Below are 23,296 nucleotides of genomic sequence, written 5' to 3'. Positions count from 1 at the left end.
CGGCGCCGCAGAATGAGGTGGACGCGTGACCGAGGCGCACATCGAGGCGGAACTGCCCCCGCCGCTGCCGGAGGGTGGGCTGCGGATCATCCCGCTCGGCGGGCTCGGCGCCATCGGTCGGAACATGACCGTCTTCGAGTACGACGGCAAGCTGCTCGTCGTCGACTGCGGGGTGCTGTTCCCGGACGTGGAGCAGCCCGGCGTCGACCTGATCCTGCCCGACTTCGGCCCGATCCTGGACCGGCTCGACGACGTGCAGGCCATCGTGCTCACCCACGGCCACGAGGACCACATCGGCGCGGTGCCCTACCTGCTCGCCCACAAGCCCGACATTCCGCTGGTGGGCTCGCAGTTCACCCTGGCCCTGGTCGAGGCGAAGCTCGCCGAGCGGCGGATCCAGCCGTACACGCTGACGGTGCGGGAGGGCGGCCGGGAGCGGCTCGGCCCGTTCGAGTGCGAGTTCTTCGCGGTCAACCACTCGATCCCGGACGCGCTCGCGGTGGCCATCCGCACCCCGGCCGGCCTGGTGCTGCACACCGGCGACTTCAAGATGGACCAGCTCCCGCTGGACGGCCGGATCACCGACCTGGCCGGGTTCGCCCGGCTCGGCGCCGAGGGCGTGGACCTGCTGCTCTCGGACTCCACCAACGCGGAGATCCCCGGCTTCGTCACCCCCGAGCGGGAGATCGGGCCGGTGCTCGACTCGATCTTCGCGAAGGCGCGCGGCCGGATCATCGTCGCCTCGTTCGCCTCGCACGTGCACCGGGTGCAGCAGGTCTTCGACTCCGCCGCCGAGCACGGCCGCAAGGTCGCCCTGATCGGCCGCTCGATGGTCCGCAACATGGGTATCGCCCGCGACCTCGGGCTGCTCAACATCCCGGCGGGGCTGGTCGTCGGGCTGGAAGAGGCGACCACGATGCCGCCCGAGCAGATCGTGCTGATGTCCACCGGCTCGCAGGGCGAGCCGATGAGCGCCCTGGGCCGGATGGCCAGCGGCGACCACCGGCACATCACCATCGCCCCCGGCGACACGGTGGTGCTCGCCTCGTCGCTGGTGCCGGGCAACGAGACCTCGGTCTACCGGGTGATCAACAGGCTGGCCCGGGCCGGCGCGGTGGTCGTACACAAGGACGTGGCCAAGGTGCACGTCTCCGGTCACGCCCCCGCCGGCGAGCTGCTCTACCTGCTCAACGTGGTCCGCCCGAGCAACCTGATGCCGGTGCACGGCGAGTGGCGTCACCTGCGCGCGCACGCCCGCCTCGGCATCGAGTCCGGCGTCGCCCCGGACCGGGTGGTGCTCTGCGAGGACGGCGACGTCGTCGACCTCGTCGAGGGCCGGGCCAGCCTCGTCGGGCACGTGAAGAGCCGCTACGTCTACGTCGACGGCCTGGCCGTCGGCGACGTCAGCGAGTCGCTGCTCACCGAGCGGCGGATCCTCGGCGACGGCGGCTTCATCGCCACCACGGTGGTCGTCGACTCCGTGACCGGCAAGGTGGTGGGCGGTCCGACCCTCTCGGCGAAGGGCTTCTCGGAGGACCCGGAGGCGTTCAGTCCGGTGATCCCGCTGGTCACCGAGGCCCTGAACCGGGCCGCCTCCGACGGCATCACCGACCCGCACCAGCTCCAGCAGATCGTCCGGCGCACCGTGGGGCGGTGGGTGAACGACGCGTACCGGCGCCGGCCCATGATCGTGCCCACCGTCGTCGAGGTCTGACCGCGCCACCGCGACGCCCGCCCGCACCCCGTGTGCGGGCGGGCGTCGTCGCGTCCGGGGGCGAGACCGACCGGGCCCTGCTCAGGTCAGCAGCGCGTTCAGCTCGCCGTAGCCCATCGCGCCGGCCAGCGAGTCGTACGACCCGGAGCGCAGCGCCTCCGTGGCGGCCCGGCGGACCAGCCCGTACGCGGCCTCGGCGAGCGCCGAGCCGAGGCTGACCCGGGCCACCCCCAGGCCGGCCAGCGTGGCGACGGGGAGCCCACCCGGCCCGGTGAGCACGTTGACCGGGCCGTCGATCCCGGCGACCAGCGCCCCGATGGTCTCGGCGTCCGCCACTCCCGGCACGAAGATCCCGTCCGCGCCCGCCGCCCGGTACGCCGCCGCGCGGCGCAGCGTCTCCGCCAGCCGGTCCGCCGGGTCGCCCACCGCCCGCAGGAACACGTCGGTGCGGGCGTTGACGAAGAGCCGCACCCCCGCCGCGTCGGCGGCCTCCCGGGCCGCCCGGATCCGGGCGCACTGCTCGTCGACCGGGCGCAGCGGGGACGTCCCCGCCGGCGGGGCGTCCTCGATGTTCACGCCGACCGCGCCGGCGGCCAGCACCCCGGTCACGGTGCTTGCGACCCCGGCCGGGTCGGCCGCGTACCCGCTCTCGATGTCGGCGGTGACCGGGACGGTGACGGCCGCGGCGACGCGGGCGATCACCGCCAGGGCGCGCTCCCGGTCCAGTTCGTCGCCGTCCGGGGCGCCCAGGCTCCACGAGACGCCGGCGCTGGTGGTGGCGACCGCCGCCGCGCCGCAGTCGGCCACGATCCGGGCGCTGGCCGCGTCCCAGGCGTTGGGCAGGACGAGCGGGGAACCGGCGCGGTGCAGGGAGTGCAGGAGCTGGGCGGCGTGCTGTTGGTGCGTCGTCATGGGCACCAGTCCACCAGGGCGGAGGGAGATCGTCTGGCGGGTTTCGGACCCCATCGGCGGGCCGCCGCCATGCTCACGGTCAGGGCAGCGCGGCCACCGCGTCGGCGTACGCGACGCCGGTGTCGACGGCCGCGTCGAGCAGGACCGTGAGCTGGGCCGGGGCCACCCCGTGCGCCAGGTCGGTGCTGACGTCGCCGGCCAGCACCAGCTCGCCCCCGAGATCGTGTACGTACGCCTTGGGCAGCAGCCGGTCGTGGTTCCAGGCGTTGCAGAACGCGTACGCCTCGGCGAGCCGGTCGGCCGGCAGCCGGCGGCTCGCCACCGAGCGCGCCCGGAGGATGTCGCCCCGCTCGCCGGCCCGGCGGAACTGGATCAGCGCCTCGCCCCACCGGCCGACCACGGTGCCGCCGGCGTCCACGGCGTAGCGGTCCCCGCGCCGGTCGAGGGCGGCGGTGATCATCTCCAGGGTCAGCGGGCGCGGCTCCCCGTCGGCCGGTGCGCCGTCGTCGGGCGGATCGCCCGGGTCGTCCGGGTCGTCGTCGGGTGGCAGCGGCACCGGTGCGGCGAGCGGCCGTTCGGCGAGCCAGGACGCGATCCGCCCGGACTGGTGGCCGGTGCCGTTGCGGGCGTCGAAGCTGCCGGCCAGCCCGTTGGCCAGCCCGAGCAGGACGGTGCCGAGCGTGGCCACGTCGAGGTCGGCGGCCGGCCGCGCCCCGGACCCGGGCCGGTGCACCGTCCGCCCGCCCAGCCCCGCCTCGACGGCGAGCGCGCAGACCAGGGCGCCAGCGGCGGCGAACTCCATCGCGGACAGGTCGTCGTGCGGCCGGTCCAGCCGGGGCAGTTGCTCGGCGAGGATGTCCAGCCCTCGGGCGGGGTGCCCGCCCAGCGCACACCACCGCAGGTGCGCGGCGAGGTACGGGAAGGCGGCCTGTTCCCGCCGGTGCCGACGGTACGCCCGCACGTGCGCCTCGGCCGCCCGCTCCGGCTGCCCGGCCCGCAGCCAGGGCAGCAGCCCGGCGGCCAGCGTCCGTTCGGGCTGCTCGGTGCAGCCTCCCGCGCCGTCCGGCGTGTCCTCCAGCGCGTCCAGCGCGGCCCGGTCGTCGCCCCACCCGGCGAGCAGCTCCGCCCGCCGGGCCGGCGCGCAGCCCGGGCAGCCGCCGGCCGGTCCCGCCCCGGCCGTCGACCACCGGGCGAACCACTCCCGCGCGGCGGGCTCGTCGCCGAGGTGGTCGGCGATCCGGCAGCGCAGCTCGGCGACCACCGCCACGTCCGGACCCGACCCGGCCCGGGCGGCGAGGTCGTCGAGCATGGCGCGGGCCTGGTCCAGACCGACCCGGGGGCTGCCGAGCAGGGCCTCCACGGCGTGGCGCTGGTAGCGCGGCAGCAGCTCGGCGTCCGCGCCGGGCAGCAGGTCGGGGCGGCGGTCGACGGCGGCGAGGCAGCGGCGCACCGGCTCGACCAGCCGCCACCGCTCCCCGTGCAGCAGGTATGCCTCGATCAGTGCGAACCGGGCCTGGACGGCGGACCGGTCGTCGCCGGTGGCGTCGGCGTGGGCGGCGATCCGTTCCAGCTCCGCGCTCCTGGCCTCGCCGTCGGGCGCGTCGCGGGCGTCGGCGAGCGCCTCGGCCAGCGCCGGATCGCGGTGGCCGCCCCCGCGCCGCCGCCCGCCCCACCGGGCGGACAGCCCGAACGGGTCCGGCTCGCGGCCGGCCGGTTCCCCGCCCCGGCCCGTCACGCCACGACCCCGCCGGGCAGCCGGGCGACCTCGGTGGCGAGCTGGCAGCCGGTGGCGATGCCGCAGTCGAGCAACTGGTCGAGCTGGTGCGGGGTGACGCCGCGCTCCAGGTCGGTGATGACCTCGCCGCAGACCCGGGCCCGTCCGTCGTCCTCCACGTGCACGAACGCCTTCGGCCAGAGCCGGTCGTGGTTCCAGGCGTTGCAGAAGGCGTGCAGCGCCGGGACGTACTCGATGGGGAAGGTCGGCGCGGCGAGGGTGCGCACCTGGAGCAGCTCGCCGGCGGCGCCCGGCCGCAGGAACCAGATCAGGCTGTCGGCCCAGCGGCCGACCAGGTCACCGTCCGCGTCGGTTTGGACCACGTACCCCCGGCTGTGCAGCACGGCGGCGATCAGCTCACCGGTCAGCGGTCGCAGCGCTCCCGGGTGTCCGGCCAGGGGGCCGTCCGGACCGTCCTCGATTCCCGGCGACGCCATGGGGCATCCCTTCTGAGGCAGATATCACGTGAGGCGGCGGGGTCCGCGCTGCGACGCGCGGACACGACCCGGAAAAGCGGCGATCTGCCGGGTCGCGCCGTTAAGTTGATGCTATGGCGGGCCGTACCTCTCAGGCGAGCCGGCGGCGCGGCGCGTCGCCGCGTGGCACCACGAACAGCCGTGCCCGTCAACCGGCGAAGAAGACCGCCCGGGCGACCCCCCGGCGGCGACCCGCGGCGCGGCCGGGGCCGGGGCTCCTCGTCGGGCGCGCGGTCGGCGCACTGTGGATGGGGTTGGCGCACGGCGTCGGCTGGGCCTTCCGCGCCGCCGGCCGGCAGGCCGCCTCGGCCCGCGGGCTCGACCCGGAGCACCGCCGCGACGGCGCGGGGCTGCTGGTCTTCGGCCTCGCCCTGCTCAGCGCCGTGGCCATCTGGTTCTCCGGCGCCGGACCGGTCGGCGAGCAGCTCGCCGACACCGTCCGGCTCTTCCTCGGCGCGATCGCCATCGTGGTGCCGGTGCTGCTGATGATCGGGGCCTGGCGGCTCATGCGTGAGCCCGCCGACCCGGAGCACCGCGGCCGGGGGCTCGTCGGCTGGGGCTCGATGCTGGTCGCCACGGCCGCGATGCTGCACATCGGACAGGCCCCGGTCGACGCGGTCCAGCGCGACTTCGCGGGCGGCCTGGTCGGCGCGGGCGTGGGCAGTCTGCTGGAACGGGCGGTCACCGCCTGGGTCGCCGTGCCGCTGCTGATCCTGCTGCTGGTCTTCGGCCTGCTGGTGGTCACCGCGACGCCGATCAACAAGGTCCCGGAGCGGCTCGGCCTGCTGGCCGGCACCCTCGTCGCCCCGCCGGCAGCCGAGGAGACGGACGAGGCGCCCGCCAAGCCCGCCCGCAAGCGCCCGACGAAGCGGGCGGCGCCGCCGCCGCTCGACCCGGGGGAGTTCGACGACGACCTGGACGGGGTGGACCTCCAGGAGACCCTCGTGCTGCCCCGCAAGCCGCCCGGCAAGGTGCCGGCCAGCCGCCGGCCCGTCGACCCGCCGGAGCACTCGCCGGCCCCGACGCGGGCCGAGCAGCTCGCGCTGACCGGGCTGGCCGGCGACTACACGCTGCCGCCGGCGAACATGCTCAGCGGCGGCGCGGCGCCGAAGACCCGGAGCAAGGCCAACGACGAGGTCATCGCCGCGCTGACCGGCGTCTTCGAGCAGTTCGACGTGGACGCCGCCGTCACCGGCTTCACCCGGGGGCCGACGGTCACCCGCTACGAGGTGGAGCTGGGACCGGGCGTCAAGGTCGAGCGCATCACCCAGCTCTCCCGCAACATCGCGTACGCGGTGAAGTCCCCGGACGTGCGGATCCTCAGCCCCATCCCGGGCAAGAGCGCGGTCGGCGTGGAGATCCCGAACACCGACCCGGAGAACGTGGCGCTCGGCGACGTGCTGCGCTCGCGCGCCGCCACCAGCGACCACCACCCGATGGTGGTGGCGCTCGGCAAGGACATCGAGGGCGGCTACGTGGTGGCCAACCTCGCCAAGATGCCGCACATCCTCATCGCCGGCGCCACCGGCGCGGGCAAGTCGTCCTGCCTGAACTCGCTGCTGGTGTCCATCCTCACCCGGGCCACCCCGGACGAGGTGCGGCTGCTGCTGATCGACCCGAAGCGGGTCGAGATGACGGGCTACGAGGGCATCCCGCACCTGGTCACGCCGATTGTGACCAACGCGAAGAAGGCGGCCGACTCGCTGGAGTGGGTCGTCCGCGAGATGGACATGCGGTACGACGACCTCGCGGCCAACGGGGTGCGGCACATCGACGACTTCAACCGCAAGGTGCGCAACGGCGAGATCAAGGCCCCGCCGGGCAGCGAGCGGGAGATGCGTCCGTACCCGTACCTGCTGGTGATCGTGGACGAGCTGGCGGACCTGATGATGGTCGCCCCGCGCGACGTGGAGGACTCGGTCGTCCGGATCACCCAGCTCGCCCGCGCGGCCGGCATCCACCTGGTGCTGGCCACCCAGCGCCCCTCGGTCGACGTGGTCACCGGCCTGATCAAGGCGAACGTGCCGTCCCGGCTGGCGTTCGCCACCTCCTCGCTGGCCGACTCCCGGGTCATCCTCGACCAGCCGGGCGCGGAGAAGCTGCTCGGCCGCGGCGACGGCCTCTTCCTGCCGATGGGCGCCTCGAAGCCGATCCGGATCCAGGGCGCCTGGGTGACCGAGCGCGAGATCGCCGACGTGGTGAAGTTCTGCAAGGACCAGCGCGAGCCGGAGTTCCGCCCCGACGTGCTCGCCCCGCCGGACAGCGGCAAGAAGAAGATCGACGAGGACATCGGCGACGACCTCGACCTGCTGGTGCAGGCGGTCGAGCTGGTGGTCACCTCGCAGTTCGGCTCGACCTCGATGCTCCAGCGCAAGCTGCGGGTCGGCTTCGCGAAGGCGGGGCGGCTGATGGACCTGATGGAGACCCGGGGCGTGGTGGGCCCGTCGGAGGGCTCCAAGGCGCGCGACGTGCTGGTCAAGCCGGACGAGCTGGAGGAGGTCCTGGCGGGCCTGCGCGGCGACGACGAGTGAGGTCGCCCCGGCGCCGCCGGCCGAGGGGCTCCGGGTGGCGACCCGGCCGGGCGCGTCGCGCCCCGGCCGACGCTGACGGGCCCGCCGGAATCCGGCGGGCCCGTCAGCGTGGGGGGGAGCGGCGGTCAGGAGTTGTAGAGGGCAGCGCCGATGATCATGCCGATGATCGCCCCGGCCACGCTGGCGACGGCGGCGTACCAGCCGAGCGGCTTGTCGCCGAGCACGGCTCCGACGATCCCCAGGATCAGGCCGGCGAGGCCGAACAGCGGCGGCAGGAACAGGATCGCGATGACCGCGAAGACGAAGCCCAGGATGGTGCAGATGCGGGCGGCGCCGCTGCGCGGGCGGGCGGTGGTGTGCATGTCGGCCATGTCTGCCTCCGGTGGGTGAGAGCCTGCGTTGCCAGGCCGACCTCTACCCACTGTGGCCGTTCGTCACGCCTCGACGCCCGAGCGTCCACGCGGTCACCCGTGGAATCCGGAGGGCGGGGCGGTGCTCAGTGGAAGACCTTCAGGCCGACGACGCCGGCGACCACCAGCAGCAGGCAGGCGATCCGGGGCAGGTTGGCCGGCTCGTCCAGCGCGAGCATCCCGACCAGGGCGGTGCCGACCGCGCCGATGCCGACCCAGACGGCGTAGCCGGTGCCGACCGGGATCTCGCGCAGCGCGTACGCCAGCCCGACCATGCTGAGCACCAGGGTCACCGCGAAGACCACCGACGGGACGGGCCGGCTGAAGCCGGCGCTGCGGTCGAGGGCGATCGCCCACGCCGTCTCCAGGAGTCCGGAGACCACCAGCACGATCCAGGCCATGGAAGATCACCTCTGTGTCAGCGCCCGGACCGCCGGGGCCGGGACGAGTCGGTCGTTCACCTCGGGGCGTCTTTGCCTGACCGGGTACGCCCTCGACTCGTCCGGGACGGCCCTCGGGCCGCCGGGACCGACGGTAGCACCGGCGGGCGGCGCGCGGGGTGAAGCGGGCCACCCGCCGTTGACCTCAACTTAACTTCAGCTTGCAGTATGGGCGTATGCCGCTGCTCTTCTCCGATGCCGACGTCACCGCCGCGCTGGACGCCCCCACCACGGTGGCGGCGATGCGGGACGCCCTGCTCGCCGCGCACGCCGGCCGCCTGGTGGCCCCACCCCGGGCCGCCGCGCCGCTGGGCGGGGGCCGGATGGTGCTCACCGCCGGGCACCTCACCGGCGAGTGGTACGGCTTCCGCTCGTACGACACCTTCGCGCACCCGCAGAGCGAGCAGGTGGTGGTGCTGCACGACGGGCGTACCGGGGCGGTGCGGGCGGTGGCCGTGGGGGAGGAGCTGGGCTCCCGGCGCACCGGCGGGCTCGGCGGGGCCGCCGTGGCCGCCCTGGCCCGCCCGGACGCCGCCACCCTGGGCGTGATCGGCTCGGGCCGGCAGGCGTGGACCCAGGTCTGGGCCGCCGCCGCGGTCCGCCCGCTGCGCGAGGTGACCGTGCACAGCCGCTCGGCCGCCCGGCGGGAGGCGTTCGCCGCCCGGGTCCGCGCCGAGCTGGGCGTGCCGGCGCGGGCGGTGGACTCGGCGCGGGCCGCCGTGGCCGACCGCGACGTCGTGGTGCTCGCCACCACCAGCGTCACCCCGGTGCTCGACGCCGCCGACCTCGCCCCCGGCACCCATGTCAACGCGGTCGGCTTCAAGCAGGTCGACCGGCACGAGTTCGGCCCGGACCTGCTGGACGCGGCGGACCTGCTGGTCACCGACTCGCCGGCCCAGGCCGCCGCGTACGACCCGCCGATGCTCGCGGCGCTGCCGTCGTACGCCGGGCGGCTGCGCGACCTGGGCGCGGTGCTGGCCGGCGTGACGCCGGGCCGGACCGCTGCGGACCAGGTCTCGCTCTTCTGCTCGACCGGCCTGGCCGGCACCGAGGTCTTCCTGCTCGACCGCCTCGTCCGGGTCGCCGCCGCGACCGTCTGACCGGCGTGGCGTCCGTCACCCACCGGCGACGGGTCGTCGGTGGGGGCCCCTCCGCCACCGGATCCGGCGGCCGGGCGCCCCTGCACGCCGGGCGGGCGTGCGTGGGGGGTCGCGGACGGCCCGGTACCCTCGGATGGTGTCTGCCACCTCCCCTACCGCCGACGGCCGCCGCGTCGCCCTGCTGACGCTGGGCTGCGCCCGCAACGAGGTCGACTCGGAGGAGCTGGCCGCCCGGCTGCACGCCGACGGCTGGCAGGTCACCACGGACGGCGAGGGCGCCGACGTGGTGGTCGTGAACACCTGCGGCTTCGTCGAGAAGGCGAAGCAGGACTCGATCCAGACCCTGCTGGCCGCCGCCGAGACCGGCGCGAAGGTGGTCGCCGCCGGCTGCATGGCCGAGCGGTACGGCCGCGAGCTGGCCGACAGCCTCCCCGAGGCGCAGGCGGTGCTCAGCTTCGACGACTACCCGGACATCGCCGCCCGGCTGGACGCCGTCGTCGCCGGCGAGCGGATCGGCGCGCACACCCCCCGGGACCGCCGCGAGCTGCTCCCGCTGACCCCGGTCTCCCGCCGGGACAGCGCGGTGTCGCTGCCCGGCCACGGCACCCCGGCACGGGGCGTCACCGAGACCGACGAGCACACCCCGGCGCACCTGCGCCAGGTGCTGCGCCGTCGGCTCGACACCGGCCCGGTCGCCTCCCTGAAGCTCGCCAGCGGCTGCGACCGCCGCTGCGCGTTCTGCGCCATCCCCGCCTTCCGCGGCGCCTTCGTCTCGCGTACGCCGGACGAGCTGCTCGCCGAGGCGGAGTGGCTGGCCAAGACCGGCGTCCGCGAGCTGGTGCTGGTCAGCGAGAACTCGACCTCCTACGGCAAGGACCTGGGCGACCCCCGGGCGCTGGAGAAGCTGCTGCCGCAGCTCGCCGCGATCGACGGCATCGTCCGGGTGCGGGCGAGCTACCTCCAGCCGGCCGAGACCCGGCCCGGCCTGGTCGAGGCGATCGCCACCACGCCCGGCGTGGCGCCCTACTTCGACCTGTCGTTCCAGCACTCCAGCGAGCCCGTGCTGCGGCGGATGCGTCGTTTCGGCTCCACCGACCGCTTCCTGGAGCTGCTGGCCGGCGCCCGGGCGCTGGCGCCCGAGGCCGGCGCGCGGAGCAACTTCATCGTCGGCTTCCCGGGCGAGACCCGCGCCGACTACCAGGAGCTGGTCCGTTTCCTGACCGAGGCGAGGCTCGACGCGATCGGCGTGTTCGACTACAGCGACGAGGACGGCACGGAGGCCGCCGGGCTGCCCGGCAAGGTCTCCGCCGCCACCGTCAAGCGCCGCTACGACAAGCTCAGCGCGCTCGCCGACGAGCTCTGCTCGCAGCGGGCCGAGGAGCGGCTCGGCTCCACCGTCGAGGTGCTGGTCGACTCCGTCTCCGACGGCGTGGTCGAGGGGCGGGCGGCCCACCAGGCCCCCGAGGTCGACGGCTCGACCACCCTGGTGGCACCGGCCGGTGGCGGGGTGGACCTGGCCGCGCTGCGCCCGGGCGATCTGGTGCGGGCGACGGTGACGGGCACCGAAGGGGTGGACCTCGTCGCGGTCCCGGATGAGATGATCTCGGCTGCGCCCGGCGCGGCACGGTGACGGCGGGCCCGGACGGAGCGGGGGAGCCACGTGGTGGGGTGCCAGGTGCGCCGCGGCGGCCGGAGCGGGGCGCGGCGGTGACCGGGGCGGCGGACCCGACGCCGGCGCCGGTGGTGGCCCGGGTGCCCGTGCTGAACGCGGCCAACGCGCTCACCGCGCTGCGGTTGGTGCTGGTACCGGTCTTCGCGGTGTCCGTGGTCGTCTCGGGGATGCACCACGCCGGCTGGCAGATGGTCGCCTGCCTGATCTTCGCCGTCGCCTCGGCGACCGACCTGGTCGACGGCTGGATCGCCCGCCGGTTCGCCCTGGTCACCTCGGTCGGCAAGGTCGCCGACCCGATCGCCGACAAGGCGCTCACCGGCGCCGCGCTGCTGCTGCTCTCCTGGTACGACCGGCTGCCCTGGTGGGTGACGGCGGTGATCCTCGCCCGCGAGCTGGGCATCACGGCGCTGCGCTTCTGGGTGATCCGGCACGGGGTGATCGCCGCCAGCCGGGGCGGCAAGATCAAGACCGCGCTCCAGATCCTCGCGATCGCCTGGTACCTGTGGCCCATGCCGGACGCCCTCGCCGCCGTCGGCCCGTGGATCATGGCCGCGGCCGTCGGGGTCACGGTGGTCACCGGCTTCGACTACGTCGCCCAGGCGCTCCGCCTGCGCCGTCCGGCCGCCTGACCGCCGTCGGCCACACCCGACGGCGGTCCGGAGATCCCCGTGCCCCCCACCCGCGTGATCACCTCGGGTCGGGGAGGATGAGTAGGGCCTGTGGTGCGGGGAAAGGATCTGGGGCATGGAGAGTGACGCGGACGGCGCGCGGCCGGTGGGAAGCCCGGCGGCGGGCGTGGTGCACAGCCTGGCCGAACGGCACGAGACCCTCGCCACGGTCGAGTCCCTGACCGGCGGGCTGCTGGCCGCCTCGATCGTGGAGATCGCCGGGGTGAGCGGGATCTTCCGGGGCGGGCTGGTGGTCTACGCCACCGAGCTGAAGTCGCAGCTCGCCGGCGTGCCGGACGACCTGCTGGCCGACCGGGGGCCGGTCGACCCGGACGTGGCGGTGGCCCTCGCGGAGGGCGGGCGGCGGCGCTGCGGGGCCGACTGGGGCCTGGCCACGACCGGGGTGGCCGGCCCGGAGCCGCAGGACGGCAAGCCGGTCGGGCTGGTCTACGTGGCGGTGGCCGGACCCGACGGCACCGACGTCCGCCAGTTCGACCTCGACGGCGGTCGTGACCACATCCGCTCCGCCGCGGTCGTCGAGGCGCTGCGGCTGCTCGCCGAGCGGATCCACGGCGCGGTCGACGGCGGGCGGGCCGACACCGCCGGCGCCGGGCGGCGGTGACCCGACACCGCAATCCGGGAGACGGGGTGGGATGTCGGCGGGGCCGGCAACGGGTACGGTTGCGGGAAGGCTCCGACGGTCGGAGCCGGCACGACGTGTCGGCCGGCCGTGCGGAACAGTGGTGTCCCTCAGGGGAGGTGCGAATGGTCCTGCTACGCCGGGTTATCGGTGACGCACTGCGGGCGCGCCGGCAGGGGCAGCACCGCACCCTGCGCGAGGTCTCCTCCGCCGCCAACGTCAGCCTCGGCTACCTCTCCGAGATCGAACGCGGTCAGAAGGAGCCGTCCAGCGAGCTGCTGGCGGCGATCTGCGACGCGCTCGGCGCGCGCCTGTCCGAGCTGCTGCGCGAGGTCAGCGACACGGTCGCGCTCGCCGAGCAGATGCCGGGTGTGCTCGTGCCGGTGCACGACGAGCCGGTCGACGCCGCCGGTGTGCGCAAGGCCGCCGGCCGGAGCGTCCACCAGGTCAGCGCGGACGGCAAGGTCGCCGTCCAGGTCCGCCAGGATTCGCCGCTGAAGGCCACCCTGCGCACCTCCAGGGTCCGCAGGGGCGACCGCGACGTGGTCTGCGCCGCCTGACCCGTCACTCGCTCGCGTCCGTGGTCGCTGTGGCGACCGCCGCGTAGGGTTGATCTCGGACGGCGTCGGCGCTCGCTTCGCTGGCCGGTACGGATGCCCCGGTGGCGTCCGGCTGGGACGATGGAGTCATTGCCGCGCCGGAGCCGGCCGGTCCCGCCCGGCCCGGTCCAGGCGGAGCGACGCTACTGAGGGGATACCGCGCAGATGGCGAACCCGTTCGTCAAGGGTTGGAAGTACCTGATGGCGCTGTTCGGCGCCAGGATCGACGAGCACGCCGATCCCAAGGTGCAGATCCAGCAGGCCATCGAGGAGGCGCAGCGCCAGCACCAGGCGCTCGTCCAGCAGGCCGCCGCCGTGATCGGCAACCAGCGTCAGCTGGAGATGAAGCTGTCCCGCCAGATGTCGGAGGTCGAGCGGCTCCAGGCCAACGCCCGCCAGGCCCTGGTCCTCGCCGACCAGGCGCGCGCGAAGGGCGACGAGGCCGAGGCCAACCGCTACGAGCAGTCCGCGCAGACCCTGGCCACCCAGCTGGTCTCCGCCGAGCAGGCCACCGAGGACCTGAAGACCCTGCACGACCAGGCGCTGGGCGCAGCGGCCCAGGCCCGCCGGGCGGTCGAGAACAACTCCATGATCCTCCAGCAGAAGCTCGCCGAGCGCACCAAGCTGCTCAGCCAGCTCGAGCAGGCCAAGATGCAGGAGAGCGTGGCCCGCTCGCTGGAGTCGATGTCCGCGCTGACCGCCCCCGCCAACACCCCCTCGCTCGACGAGGTGCGCGACCGGATCGAGCAGCGCTACGCCACCGCGATGGGCCGCGCCGAGCTGGCCGGCAACTCCGTCGAGGGCCGGATGCTGGAGATCCAGAAGGCGACCCTCGACTCGGCCGGTTCCGCCCGGCTGGAGCAGATCCGGTCGAGCATGGCCGGCGAGCAGCTCGGCGGCAAGCAGGAACGGCCGGCTGTCGCGCGTACGGAGCCCGCCGCGCCGGCCGCCGACCCGGCCGCCGCCGCGCGGCTGGACGAGATCCGGGCCAGCATGGGCCGGGAACGCGGCACCGGGGACACCACCGCCGCCGGCTGAGCGGTCAGGTCGAGGAGGCAGCAGAGGTGGCAGACGAGCGCACGCGGTACTTCCGGCGGCTGGGACGGCTGCGGCGGTCCGCCCGCCGGTGGAGCGTCACGGCCGGTGGCCTCGGCGGCGCCGCCGCCGTGCTGACCCCGTACGCCGGGCTCGGACTGCCCGACGCGGCCTGGGCGGCCGGAGCGGGTGGCGCGCTGGTGCTCGCCGCCTGGCGCTGGGTCGACCTGCGCGCCCTGGCCGCCCGGCCGGCGCCGCCGGCCCTCGACCCCGCCGAGGCCGCCGCGCGGTCCCGCGCCCGGCTGGTCGCCGCCGTGGAGCGGCTCCCCGTCGGCCCCGGCGTGCTGGCCGAGGTGCGCCGGGTGCGCTCCCGGGTGGCGCTGCGCGGCACCAGCGCCGCCGAGCCGTGGGCCCGGCTGGACCGGGCCGCCCTCACCCTCGCCGGGATGTCCGGCCGGCTGACCGGGCTGGCCGAGCCCGCCGTGCTGGAGGCGGCCGAGGCCGACCGGTCGTTGCGGGACCTCGCCGGCCGGGTGGCGAGCGTCGAACGCGCGCTGCGGCTCGCCCCGCCCGACGCCCGGCCGCCGCTGGCCGAGGCGCACCGGGCGCTGACCGGGCAGCTGGAGCAGGGCGTCGCCGCGTACGAGCGGCTGGTGGTGGCCGCCGCCGGCTACGTCGCGGAGGACGCGCGCCCCGACGCCGACCACCCGGCCGCCTCCCGCCTGACCGAGGCCACCGACCTGCTGCACGGGGTGGCCGGGGCGCTGGCCGAGCTGCGTGGCGTCAACGCGCCGCTGCGCACCCCCTGACCAAGCCCGCTCGGCCGCGCCCGAATCCCGCACCGCGCCCGCTCCGACCGCGCCCGAGGCCCCACCGCTACCGGCGCCCCGTACCGCGCCCGCGTCCCGACGGCGCGCCGCGGCCGCCGGGGCGCGGTGGTCACGGCGCCGCCGGTGCCGGTCACGGTGGCGTGGTGACCGGCACCGGGCCGGTGAACGGCGAGCTGCCGACGACGTTGAACGACCGGATGCGGTAGTGGTAGGTGACGCCGCGCGTCAGGCCCGTGTTGGTGAATCCGCGGCCGGTGACGGTGAAGGTGGCCACCTCGCGGCTGAACACGGGATCCAGCGCCCGCTGCACGATGAACCCCGCGCCCGGCCCGGCGGGCGTGCTCGCCGACCAGCCGAGGATGACCGTCGCCGTGTCCGGCCCGGGCGCCGTGGCGGTGGCGGTGATCCCCGTGGGCAGGCCCGGAGCCGGCGGCGTGGTCGCCCGGGCCACCGTCGACCACGGTGAGGCGGCCCCGAGATAGGTGGTCCGCACCCGGTAGTAGTACGTCGTGTCCGGGGCGACCGCCGCGTCGAGGTGGTTGTCGCCGACCCCGATCGCGGTGGTGCCCGGCCCGCTGCTGAAGGTCGGGTTGGTGGCCCGCTGCACGTCGATGCCGGTGGCGAAGGAGCGGTTGGTCCAGCGCAGCGCGATCCGCAGCGGCGCGGCCGGCGGGATCGCCGCGGTCAGCCCGGCCGGCGCGGCGAGCTGCACCGACGCCGGCACGCTGTTGGACCAGGTCGAGCAGCTCACCGCGTTCTCCGCCCGGATCCGGTAGTGGTAGGTCACCCCGGGGGTGACGGTGGCGTCGGTGTAGCGGGTCGCCGTCGCCGCCACGGTGATCGCGGTGAGGCCCGCCGTGAAGGCGGCGTCGGTGGCCCGCTGGAGCAGGTGGCTGGTGGCCACCGGGCGGCTGCCGTTGCCCGTCCAGGCCAGCGCGATCGCCGGCAGCGCGGTCGCCGAGCCCGGGGCCGGGGTCGCGGTCAGCCCGGTCGGCGCCTTCGGGGAGACCCGCAGCACCAGCGGCCGGGTCATGCCCTGGTCGCGGTGGCCGGCGAGCTGGCTGTGCCAGTGGTACTCCCAGCCCAGGTTGACGAGCTGGTTCACCACCAGCGCCGGCCGGCCGTCGACCGGGCTGACGGGGGTCGAGCCGGTCCGGGCGCCGGCCGGCCGGGCCGGGTCGAGCAGCCGTACGCTGTCGCCGATCTTGAACGGCAGCGGCGGCGCGACGGGCCGCAGCGCGACGATCACGTCCTCCCTCGGGTTGACCCGGACCACCTGCTTCCAGCCCCGCTCGGCGGGGTGCGGCGGGCGGGTAGCGCCGTCCCAGCCGACCCGGTTGACCACCTGCACGTCGCAGGCGGCGAAGCACACCGGCTGGGTCTGCCGGCTGTTGCCGCGGATCCGCCACAGCTGGGTGCCGTCGGCGGGCGCGCCCACGCCGACGGCCGGGTCGCTCACGTGCAGCACCTCGGTGGCCGGATCGGTCGGGCCGAGCGGCAGGGTGGCGGGGGAGAGCGGCCCGGCGTTCGGGTGCCCCACGCCCAGCCGACCCACGAGCCGCCCGTGATCCGGCTCGAAGACCTGCTGGACCGCCTTGTCCGCCAGCGGGAGGAGCACCGGGGCGGCCCCGGCGGTCGGGACGAAACTGACCGTGGTGGCGTGCACGGGGACCACCGTCTCCCGGCCGGTCCGGGTGCCGAACGCCGCGTCGTACGCCGCCTGCGGCACGATCGGCGGCTGCTGGCTGGCCGCGTACGCGCGGGGGAGGCGGTCCCGCAGCCGCGCCAGGTCGTACGGCGGCGCCGGGGTGCCGGCGACCCGGAACTGCAGGAGCGTGCGGGTGTTCGGCCCGTACCCGGGGCGGGTCGGTGGCGGGCCGCCCTCGGCGGTGCGGTCCGGGGCGCCCGTGCGGTGGTCGGCGCGCGGGTCGAAGCCGGGCAGCGGGGCCGGGCAGTCGTTGTAGAGGATCAGGGTGCCGCCCGGCGGCACGGTGGAGAAGTCCACCAGCACGTCGGCCGCCTCGCCGGGGGCGAGCAGCAGCGCGTGCCCGTCGACGTTGAGCACGGTCGGGTCCCGGCGGTCGTACCGGTAGCCGACCGGCCGGTTCGCCACGACCACCGGCGCGGGGAGCAGGCCGCACTCGTTGCCGATCTGGACCAGCTCCGGGCCGGCGGCGCGCGGGTCCGGCACCCCGCCGTCGCGCCCGTCCGTGGGCCAGCCCGCCGGGCGGCCCGGCGCGCGCACCGCCGCCACCATCGGGACCTCCCCGGCGTCCGCGTCGGCCAGGTCGCCCTCCGGGTCCCACATCGGCCCGTCGGAGCGGGCCCGGTAGAGCTGGAGGTTCAGGGCGCGGTCCAGGCAGGCGTTGAGCACCCGGAACCGGTACGTCCTCGGCTCGACCTCCAGGTACGGGTACGCGATCCCGTTGACGAGCATGGTGTCGCCGAACGCGTCCGGCACCGCCGACGGGTGCGGCACGCCGGGCGCCAGCGGCGGCTCGTCGGGGTCGGCGACCGGGTCGTGGTGCGGGTTCGGCACCGGGCCGGCCGCCGGCGTCCCGCGGTGCTCCCGGAGCCCGGCCTCCTCGGCCGTACGCGACCACGGACCGTAGTCCCACCGGCCGGTCGGGTTCGCCCCGTCCGCCCGGTGCGGGTTCTGCCGGGGCTGGTAGACGTGCGGGTGCCAGAGGCTGCCCCGGGCGCCCCACCGGTCCCGGTCCCAGGTCGGGTCCTCCCCGGCGAGCTGGGTGTCGTCCGGCACGAAGGTCTTGTCCTCGATCACCAGGGGCAGTTGGTCGGCGGGCAGCACGCCCTCGGCGACGAGTTCCTCCTCGGCCGGGTCGGTGAGCAGGTAGAGCGCGAGCTGCCCGGAGTAGACGGTCAGCCGGGCCAGGCCGACCGTGTTGTCGTGGAACCAGCACAGCCGGCCGCTCTGCTCGTTGGGGTAGTAGAGCGTGGTGGCGCCCGCGCCGGGCGGCGGCATGTCGGGGACGTGGGTCGGGCCGACCCCCGTCGGGTACGGGGTGATCTCGCCGGCCGGGGTCACCCACTGCCAGGGGTTGCCGGCGCTGATCCACCCGGTGTGCGCCCCCGCCAGGCGCAGCACCGCCCGGTTCTGCGGGTAGGGCGCGGGACCGTCGAGCGGGCCGGTCCCCGCGCCCTCGACGGTCGGGTCGACCGGCAGGAAGAGTTCCCCGGCCCGGCCGGTGGGAAGCTGGTTGATGAACTTGATCCGCACCGGGCGGCCCCGGCGGGCCAGGATGACCGGGCCGAGGTGCCAGGGGCGCCCGGCCGGCACGACGGTGTTGTGTCCGTTGGCGTCCGTGCCGAGGTTGAGCTGGCGGTAGCCACGCAGCCGGGTCGCCGGCAGGTCCCGGTGCAGCCGCTGCGCGTACTGCTCCAGGACGATCTCGTAGTAGTCGCAGCCCGGGTAGCTGATGGTGTCGGGCACGGCCACGGGCAGGTGCCCGCCCAGCTCGGTGCGGCCGAGCGGGCCGAGGCCGGGCAGCGCGTCGACGAACTTGCGGATGCCGGTGCCGGGCACCACCCGGCCGTCGGCCTCGACGACCGGCAGCGGGCTGTGGGCGTAGTTCGGCACCGGGCCGAAGCAGCGCGGCACGGCGGCCGGGTCGAGGCTGGCCGGCGCCACGGCCGGCTCCTCCGGGCGGCGCGCCGAGGGGACGGGCCCCGTCGGCCGGGCCCCGTCGGCGGTGTCGTCGCCGGTGCGGGGCATCGCCCGCTCCGCCCACGGGATCCGGAGTCTGCGGAACAGGTCCATGGCTCTCCCCGGTCCGGGCGCGTGGGTCGCCACGGCGGCGTGGCGGCCCGGTCGCGCGTCGCTGACGATGCGTGAGGAGTCAACCGCAGCATGCGACGCGACGGCGGGGTTAGGAAGTACCCAATCGTCCGTATCTGTGGCGGGGACGCGACTTCCCGGGCCGGCGGCGGAGTGTCCCGCCCGACACGCCGCTCCCGCGGGCGACGCCCGGCCGAGGGCTCGCCGGCCAGCCACCCCGCGCCCGCCGACACGCCGCTCCCGCGGGCGGTCCGGCCGAGGGCTCGCCGGCCAGCCACTCCGCGCCGGCCCGGACTGACGCGACCCCGGCGGCGGCAGACGGGCGGGGCGGGTGCCGGGCAGGCGGTCGGGCCCCGGCTCGCCCCGGCACCGAGCGTCGTCAGCCGGCCGGGCGTTCCGGCTGGCAGACGGGGCACCAGTAGGTGACCCGCTCGCCCAGCTCCTCCTTGCGGATCGCGGTGCCGCAGCGACGGCAGGGCTGGGCGCGCCGCCCGTAGACGTAACTGGTCTGCCCGCGGTGCAGCGACCCGGTGGTGCTCTGGGTCCAGCGGCCCCGGTTGGCCGCGAGCAGCCGCTGCGCCAGCGCGACCACGCCGGCGAGGTCCGGCACCGCGCGCACCGGCGTCCACGGCGAGACGCCGCGCAGGAAGAGGATCTCGCACTTGTAGAGGTTGCCGACGCCGGCCAGGTTGCGCTGGTCCAGCAGCGCCTCGCCGATGGTGGCGTCCGGGTGGGCGGCCAGCCGGCGCACCGCCTCGTCCGGGTCCCAGTCCGCGCCGAGCAGGTCGGGGCCGAGGTGGCCGACCAGCGCGTCCTCCTCGGCGGTCGGCACCAGCGCCAGCTCGTGCAGGTGGTAGCCGACGGCCACCGCCTGGGGGGTGCGCAGCACCACCCGGATCAGGTGCGCCGGCCGGGCCGTCCAGCGTTCCCCCGGCGCGTACGCCCGCCACGCGCCCTCCATCCGCAGGTGCGAGTGCAGCGTCCAGCGCGCCCCGCCGCCGTCCGGGCCGTCGGCGTCGCCTCCCGGCGGGCCGGCTCCCGGCGCGGCGTCCGTCGCCGGTGCGCCGCCTCCCGGCGCCTGGCCCGGCGGGGCGGCGAGGCGGAGCAGCAGGTGCTTGCCCCGGCTGGCCGACTCCCGCACCGTCCAGCCGGCGAGGTCGGTCGCGGCGAGCTGTGGCACCCGGAAGTCGCTGCCGGTCAGGCGGGCGCCCGCCAGCGCGCGGTGCAGGACGCGGGCGGTGTTCCAGACGGTGTCGCCTTCGGGCACCCGTCCATCCTCCCTCGCCCGAGCGGCATTCGCATGTGTCGCTATTTGTAGTGAGGTTCCCATTGATCTACCGACAAGAGCAGGATCAGGGAGTTCTGAGGAGAATGCCCATGAAGATGCCGCGACGTCGTATCCCCGCCGCCCTCCTGACCGCCGTCCTCGCCGCCGCCGTCCTGCCCGCCCCGCAGCGCGGCCACCGAGGGGACGTTCCTCGCCGCGCCGCGCACCCTGGCCCGGCCCGCCACCCGGGTCCGCGCCGAGATCACCGCCCGGGCCGCCGCCGGCGCGACCGTGGAGGCCCAGGTGCGGGGCTGGCGGACGGGCGGCTGGACGGAGTGGCGCGACGCCACGGACGGAGCCGTCTTCGACCGCCCGGTGCGCCGGGTGCAGGCCCGGCTGGTGCTCGGGACGCGCCGGTCCGGCGCCACCGTCGAGGTGCGCGCCCTGCGCCTCACCGCAGACACCGCCGCCGCCGTCACCGCCGCCACCCCGGGCCGCACCTACCGGGTGTACGCGACCCGGGTCGGCCTGGTCGGCGAGCTGACCGCCAACGGGCACACCATCGTCCCCCGCGACCACTTCGTGGCGCTGCCCTCCCGGCGCGGCCTGGCCCCGCTGAACACCGGCGACTACACCGTCCGGGTGTGCACCACGAGCGGCAGCCGCTGCGAGTACGCCCCGGTCTGGGACGTCGGCCCCTGGAACACGCGGGACGACTACTGGAACCTGAGCGCGGTGCGGGAGAACTGGAAGGATCTCCCGCAGGGCCGGCCGCAGGCGCAGGCCGCCTACCAGTACGGCTACCACGGCGGGCGGGACCAGTTCGGCCGGGTGGTGTTGAACCCGGCCGGCATCGACCTGGCCGACGGCACCTTCTGGGACGGGTTGCAGCTGAGCACCAACGCCTGGGTCGACGTGGCGTACCTGTGGACCGGGGCGGGCCCGCGCGGCGTGGTCGGCGACGGCCCGCTCAACATCCGCGCCGGCGCGAGCACGGCGTACGCGGTGCGCGGGCTGGCCGCCCGGTACGCCAACGTGCCCATCCAGTGCTACGTGACCGGGCAGACCGTCGCCGGCCCGTACCGCACCACCAGCCGGTGGAACCGCCTCGCCAGCGGGCAGTACGTCAGCCACGCGTACGTCTCGGCGGTCTACGGCGGCACGGTGCCGCCCTGCTGACCCGCGCCTGCGCCGTCGGGCCGGGGCGGCCCCGGCCCGACGGTCAGCCGGCGGCGACCCGCAGCAGGTCGCCCGGCGCCACCGTGAGCAGGTCGACCGCCCGGCCGCCGTTGACCGCCACCGCGACCAGGCCGGCCGAGTCGGCGTGCACCACCAGCCCGCCCGCCGGGGCGTCGCCGAAGGTGCGGCCGTGCACGGCCGCCCGCCCGGCTCCCGGCTCGAAGTCCGCCCGCACCCGCACCCGGGCCGGCAGTGGCGCCAGCAGGTCGGCCGGTGCGGCCAGTTGCACGTTGCCGAAGTGGTCCACGGTCAGCACCTCGGCGGTGAACCCGGCCGCCTCCGACCGGACCACCGGCGCCGGCAGCCGGACGAGCGTCTCCGGGTCGACGGCCGGGCCGGCCCCGGACAGCGGCGCGCCGAGCGCCAGCCGCGCGGCCACCGGCGCGAAGACGTCCCGGCCGTGGAACGTGCTGGAGACCTCGGGCGCGAGCCAGTCCGGCGCGGTCAGCTCGACGGCCGCGGTCACCCCGCCCAGCGCCTCGGCGGCGTCGAGGAGCAGGCCGTTGTCCGGTCCCACCAGCAGCCCGCGCGGCGCGGCCAGCGCGACGCCCCGGCGGGTGGTGCCGACGCCGGGGTCGACCACCGCCACGTGCACGCCCTCGGGCAGGTGGGGCACGGTCTGCGCCAGCACCGCCGCGCCCCGGCGCACGTCGGCCGGCGGGACCAGGTGGGTCACGTCGATCACCCGGGCGGCCGGCGCCAGCCGGGCGATCACCCCGTGGCAGGCGGCCACGAAGCCGTCGGCGAGACCGTAGTCGGTGGTCAGCGAGATCCAGGGGGTGCGGTCCATGCCCGGCAGGTTAGCCGCCGGCGGCGAGCCGCAGCTCAAGGATCAGCTCGTCGTGCAACGGGATGCCGTCCTCGCCGACGACGGGGATGGTCGGCTTCAGCCCGCGGGCCCGGTCCACCGCGCCCCGGTCCACACCCACCAGCCGCAGCCCGCGCCGCTGGTAGAACCGCAGTGCCCGCAGGTTGTCGTTGGTGGTGACGAGCCACATCCGGGCGCGGCCCTCGGCCCGGGCCACGTCCGCGGCGGCCGCCAGCAGCGCCGTGCCGGCGCCCCCGCCGGGCGTCGCCGCGACGACGCTGACCACCTCCAGCCCGTCGCCGTCGCCGTGGTGGGCCAGCGCCCCGACCACCGCGCCGGCGCCGTCGACCGCCACCAGCGTGGGCAGCGTACGCAGGTCGTAGCGGGTGTCGTGGGCGACGACGTACGGGCCGCCCCACTCGCGTTCGTGCAGCGCGTCGACCGCGGCGCGGTCGCTGGTCCGGGCCGGGTGGACGGCCACCCCGGTCATCGTCGGCTCCTCTCGTCGACCGGGTCGGGATCGTACCGCCGCCTCTCCGGGCGGGCACCGGGATTCCGGGTCGACCGGGCGCTGGCGGATATGGGACAGGGCACTGGCCGACCGGCCACTGGCCGGGGTGGGACCGGGTTGGGCAGACTGCCAGGGGTGACCAACCGGAGCCTGCCCGCCGTCGCGGTGCTCGTGATCGCCGCCGCCCTCACCGCCGCCTGCGGGGACGACGCGGAGGACGCCCCGCGCGCCGCGTCCCCGGCCGCCTCGGCGTCGGCCCCGGCCGCCGGCGCCCCGTCGGGCCCCACCGGGGTGCCCGGGACGGCCACCACGGCCACCACGCCCGCCGCCCCGCCGACCGGAGCGGACCCGGCCGGGCCGAGCGCCGGCGGCACCGAACGTCGCCCCGCCACCACGCCGCCGGTGGAGCTGCCCGTCCGGCCGACCGGGACGCCCGGCGCGCGGCAGGTCGTCGACGCGTTCAGGGCCGCCGGGCTGAGGGTGCCGAACCCGCGGGACCGGTCGGTCGACTGCGGGCCCGACGGGCTCGGCCTGGGCTGCTCCGAGCTGATCGCCACCGACGCCGTCACCGTCTACGTCTTCCCGGACGAGTCGAGCGCCAGCGACGTCGCGGAGACCTGGGGCGGTCAGTCCTTCCGGCGCGGCGCCGTGGTGCTCAACTACCTGGAGGCGAGGACGCCCGTGGCCGAGCGCGCCAGGTACGAGAAGGTCCTCACCGGACTGCGCTGACGCGCGGGCCCCCAGCAACCCCAACGGCCCATCCGTCGTCGGACGCGGAGACCCACTCCACCGGGGAGCCCTGCCTGGGTGCGTTCTGCGCCGGCACCACGTCCGGCAGCGGCCCGGGCGCGCTGGGCGCGAGCGGTTCAGCCGC

At 76.2% G+C, this 23,296-nt stretch carries 20 protein-coding genes and 1 riboswitch; of the genes, 11 read left to right on the top strand and 9 right to left on the bottom strand.

The genetic code is table 11. The features are described 5' to 3' along the window. The first annotated feature begins 25 nt into the window (after positions 1-25). A complete protein-coding gene (locus ACSNOB_RS12030; protein WP_393104840.1) occupies positions 26-1,714 on the top strand; it encodes a ribonuclease J in 1,689 nt (562 codons plus the stop codon). An 81-nt stretch (positions 1,715-1,795) separates the two neighbouring features. On the opposite strand, the gene ACSNOB_RS12025 is transcribed toward ACSNOB_RS12030, so the two are convergent. The 3 genes from ACSNOB_RS12025 to ACSNOB_RS12015 form a co-directional block, all read right to left on the bottom strand. After that, positions 1,796-2,626 carry an isocitrate lyase/PEP mutase family protein gene (locus tag ACSNOB_RS12025; RefSeq protein ID WP_436686739.1) on the bottom strand — a complete coding sequence of 277 codons (831 nt, stop codon included), beginning with the start codon at positions 2,624-2,626 and terminating at the stop codon, positions 1,796-1,798. 79 nt (positions 2,627-2,705) lie between these two features. Further along, complete coding sequence (locus tag ACSNOB_RS12020) at positions 2,706-4,361, bottom strand: YbjN domain-containing protein (RefSeq protein WP_436686738.1); 1,656 nt, start codon at positions 4,359-4,361, stop codon at positions 2,706-2,708. Then, the gene (locus tag ACSNOB_RS12015) at positions 4,358-4,837 is read right to left on the bottom strand and encodes a YbjN domain-containing protein (protein ID WP_436686737.1); all 480 of its coding nucleotides are present in this window, start codon (positions 4,835-4,837) and stop codon (positions 4,358-4,360) included. The genes ACSNOB_RS12020 and ACSNOB_RS12015 overlap by 4 nt, the downstream gene beginning before the upstream one ends. Before the next feature lie 113 nt (positions 4,838-4,950). Between ACSNOB_RS12015 and ACSNOB_RS12010 the strand changes: the two genes are divergently transcribed. Further along, positions 4,951-7,407 carry a DNA translocase FtsK gene (locus ACSNOB_RS12010; protein ID WP_436686736.1) on the top strand — a complete coding sequence of 819 codons (2,457 nt, stop codon included), beginning with the start codon at positions 4,951-4,953 and terminating at the stop codon, positions 7,405-7,407. A 125-nt stretch (positions 7,408-7,532) separates the two neighbouring features. Here ACSNOB_RS12010 and ACSNOB_RS12005 read toward each other — a convergent pair whose 3' ends face one another. Next, entirely contained in the window at positions 7,533-7,778 is a 246-nt protein-coding gene (locus ACSNOB_RS12005) for a hypothetical protein (RefSeq protein WP_393104828.1), read from the bottom strand. 125 nt (positions 7,779-7,903) lie between these two features. Further along, complete coding sequence (locus ACSNOB_RS12000; protein WP_393104826.1) at positions 7,904-8,218, bottom strand: DMT family transporter; 315 nt, start codon at positions 8,216-8,218, stop codon at positions 7,904-7,906. Between the two features lie 60 nt (positions 8,219-8,278). After that, positions 8,279-8,344, bottom strand: a riboswitch (guanidine-III (ykkC-III) riboswitch). Between the two features lie 89 nt (positions 8,345-8,433). Between ACSNOB_RS12000 and ACSNOB_RS11995 the strand changes: the two genes are divergently transcribed. From ACSNOB_RS11995 to pspM, 7 genes are all read left to right on the top strand, one after another. After that, positions 8,434-9,357 carry an ornithine cyclodeaminase family protein gene (locus ACSNOB_RS11995; protein WP_436686735.1) on the top strand — a complete coding sequence of 308 codons (924 nt, stop codon included), beginning with the start codon at positions 8,434-8,436 and terminating at the stop codon, positions 9,355-9,357. A gap of 133 nt (positions 9,358-9,490) precedes the next feature. Beyond that, the gene (gene rimO, locus ACSNOB_RS11990) at positions 9,491-10,987 is read left to right on the top strand and encodes a 30S ribosomal protein S12 methylthiotransferase RimO (RefSeq protein WP_436686734.1); all 1,497 of its coding nucleotides are present in this window, start codon (positions 9,491-9,493) and stop codon (positions 10,985-10,987) included. A gap of 77 nt (positions 10,988-11,064) precedes the next feature. After that, positions 11,065-11,658, top strand: a complete 594-nt coding sequence (gene pgsA / locus ACSNOB_RS11985) for a CDP-diacylglycerol--glycerol-3-phosphate 3-phosphatidyltransferase (RefSeq protein WP_393104820.1) — start codon at positions 11,065-11,067, stop codon at positions 11,656-11,658. Positions 11,659-11,773: 115 nt separating this feature from the next. Then, entirely contained in the window at positions 11,774-12,319 is a 546-nt protein-coding gene (locus tag ACSNOB_RS11980) for a CinA family protein (RefSeq protein ID WP_436686733.1), read from the top strand. A 143-nt stretch (positions 12,320-12,462) separates the two neighbouring features. Next, positions 12,463-12,897 (top strand): helix-turn-helix domain-containing protein, encoded by a 435-nt coding sequence (locus ACSNOB_RS11975; protein ID WP_436686732.1) that lies wholly within the window; start codon positions 12,463-12,465, stop codon positions 12,895-12,897. Positions 12,898-13,101: 204 nt separating this feature from the next. Beyond that, the gene (locus tag ACSNOB_RS11970; protein WP_393104814.1) at positions 13,102-13,974 is read left to right on the top strand and encodes a PspA/IM30 family protein; all 873 of its coding nucleotides are present in this window, start codon (positions 13,102-13,104) and stop codon (positions 13,972-13,974) included. A 26-nt stretch (positions 13,975-14,000) separates the two neighbouring features. Continuing rightward, positions 14,001-14,780 carry a phage shock envelope stress response protein PspM gene (gene pspM / locus ACSNOB_RS11965; protein ID WP_436686731.1) on the top strand — a complete coding sequence of 260 codons (780 nt, stop codon included), beginning with the start codon at positions 14,001-14,003 and terminating at the stop codon, positions 14,778-14,780. Between the two features lie 151 nt (positions 14,781-14,931). Here the strand turns inward: pspM and ACSNOB_RS11960 are convergent, their stop codons facing one another. Together ACSNOB_RS11960 and ACSNOB_RS11955 are read right to left on the bottom strand one after the other, a co-directional pair. Next, positions 14,932-18,579 (bottom strand): hypothetical protein, encoded by a 3,648-nt coding sequence (locus tag ACSNOB_RS11960; RefSeq protein ID WP_436686730.1) that lies wholly within the window; start codon positions 18,577-18,579, stop codon positions 14,932-14,934. 397 nt (positions 18,580-18,976) lie between these two features. Continuing rightward, on the bottom strand, positions 18,977-19,864 hold the full coding sequence (locus ACSNOB_RS11955) for a zinc finger domain-containing protein (protein ID WP_436686729.1): 888 nt from the start codon (positions 19,862-19,864) through the stop codon (positions 18,977-18,979). A gap of 303 nt (positions 19,865-20,167) precedes the next feature. Here ACSNOB_RS11955 and ACSNOB_RS11950 point away from each other — a divergent pair, with 303 nt between their 5' ends. After that, positions 20,168-21,043: a hypothetical protein gene (locus tag ACSNOB_RS11950; RefSeq protein ID WP_436686728.1), complete on the top strand. Its 876-nt coding sequence runs from the start codon at positions 20,168-20,170 to the stop codon at positions 21,041-21,043. A gap of 43 nt (positions 21,044-21,086) precedes the next feature. On the opposite strand, the gene ACSNOB_RS11945 is transcribed toward ACSNOB_RS11950, so the two are convergent. Both ACSNOB_RS11945 and ACSNOB_RS11940 read right to left on the bottom strand, forming a co-directional pair. Beyond that, positions 21,087-21,893, bottom strand: a complete 807-nt coding sequence (locus tag ACSNOB_RS11945; protein WP_436686727.1) for an SAM hydrolase/SAM-dependent halogenase family protein — start codon at positions 21,891-21,893, stop codon at positions 21,087-21,089. Positions 21,894-21,903: 10 nt separating this feature from the next. Beyond that, positions 21,904-22,401, bottom strand: coding sequence for a GNAT family N-acetyltransferase (locus tag ACSNOB_RS11940; protein ID WP_436686726.1), 498 nt, complete (start codon positions 22,399-22,401; stop codon positions 21,904-21,906). A gap of 156 nt (positions 22,402-22,557) precedes the next feature. Here ACSNOB_RS11940 and ACSNOB_RS11935 point away from each other — a divergent pair, with 156 nt between their 5' ends. Next, positions 22,558-23,151: a hypothetical protein gene (locus ACSNOB_RS11935; RefSeq protein ID WP_436686725.1), complete on the top strand. Its 594-nt coding sequence runs from the start codon at positions 22,558-22,560 to the stop codon at positions 23,149-23,151. The last annotated feature ends 145 nt before the right edge of the window (positions 23,152-23,296 follow it).

The organism is Micromonospora sp. URMC 106, assembly GCF_051386395.1.
In the GTDB taxonomy this organism is placed as follows: Bacteria; Actinomycetota; Actinomycetes; order Mycobacteriales; family Micromonosporaceae; genus Micromonospora.
This window is presented reverse-complemented; position numbering and strand designations above follow the sequence as displayed.

What these genes read in the sequence shown, in the direction of transcription:
- ACSNOB_RS11975 (WP_436686732.1), top strand. Translation starts at nt 12,463, where the DNA reads ATGGTCCTGCTACGCCGGGTTATCGGTGACGCACTGCGGGCGCGCCGG.
- ACSNOB_RS12015 (WP_436686737.1), bottom strand. Translation starts at nt 4,837, where the DNA reads ATGGCGTCGCCGGGAATCGAGGACGGTCCGGACGGCCCCCTGGCCGGA.
- ACSNOB_RS11960 (WP_436686730.1), bottom strand. Translation starts at nt 18,579, where the DNA reads ATGGACCTGTTCCGCAGACTCCGGATCCCGTGGGCGGAGCGGGCGATG.
- ACSNOB_RS12000 (WP_393104826.1), bottom strand. Translation starts at nt 8,218, where the DNA reads ATGGCCTGGATCGTGCTGGTGGTCTCCGGACTCCTGGAGACGGCGTGG.
- rimO (WP_436686734.1), top strand. Translation starts at nt 9,491, where the DNA reads ATGGTGTCTGCCACCTCCCCTACCGCCGACGGCCGCCGCGTCGCCCTG.
- ACSNOB_RS11970 (WP_393104814.1), top strand. Translation starts at nt 13,102, where the DNA reads ATGGCGAACCCGTTCGTCAAGGGTTGGAAGTACCTGATGGCGCTGTTC.
- ACSNOB_RS11995 (WP_436686735.1), top strand. Translation starts at nt 8,434, where the DNA reads ATGCCGCTGCTCTTCTCCGATGCCGACGTCACCGCCGCGCTGGACGCC.
- ACSNOB_RS12010 (WP_436686736.1), top strand. Translation starts at nt 4,951, where the DNA reads ATGGCGGGCCGTACCTCTCAGGCGAGCCGGCGGCGCGGCGCGTCGCCG.
- ACSNOB_RS11945 (WP_436686727.1), bottom strand. Translation starts at nt 21,893, where the DNA reads ATGGACCGCACCCCCTGGATCTCGCTGACCACCGACTACGGTCTCGCC.
- ACSNOB_RS11980 (WP_436686733.1), top strand. Translation starts at nt 11,774, where the DNA reads ATGGAGAGTGACGCGGACGGCGCGCGGCCGGTGGGAAGCCCGGCGGCG.
- ACSNOB_RS12025 (WP_436686739.1), bottom strand. Translation starts at nt 2,626, where the DNA reads ATGACGACGCACCAACAGCACGCCGCCCAGCTCCTGCACTCCCTGCAC.
- ACSNOB_RS11940 (WP_436686726.1), bottom strand. Translation starts at nt 22,401, where the DNA reads ATGACCGGGGTGGCCGTCCACCCGGCCCGGACCAGCGACCGCGCCGCG.
- ACSNOB_RS12005 (WP_393104828.1), bottom strand. Translation starts at nt 7,778, where the DNA reads ATGGCCGACATGCACACCACCGCCCGCCCGCGCAGCGGCGCCGCCCGC.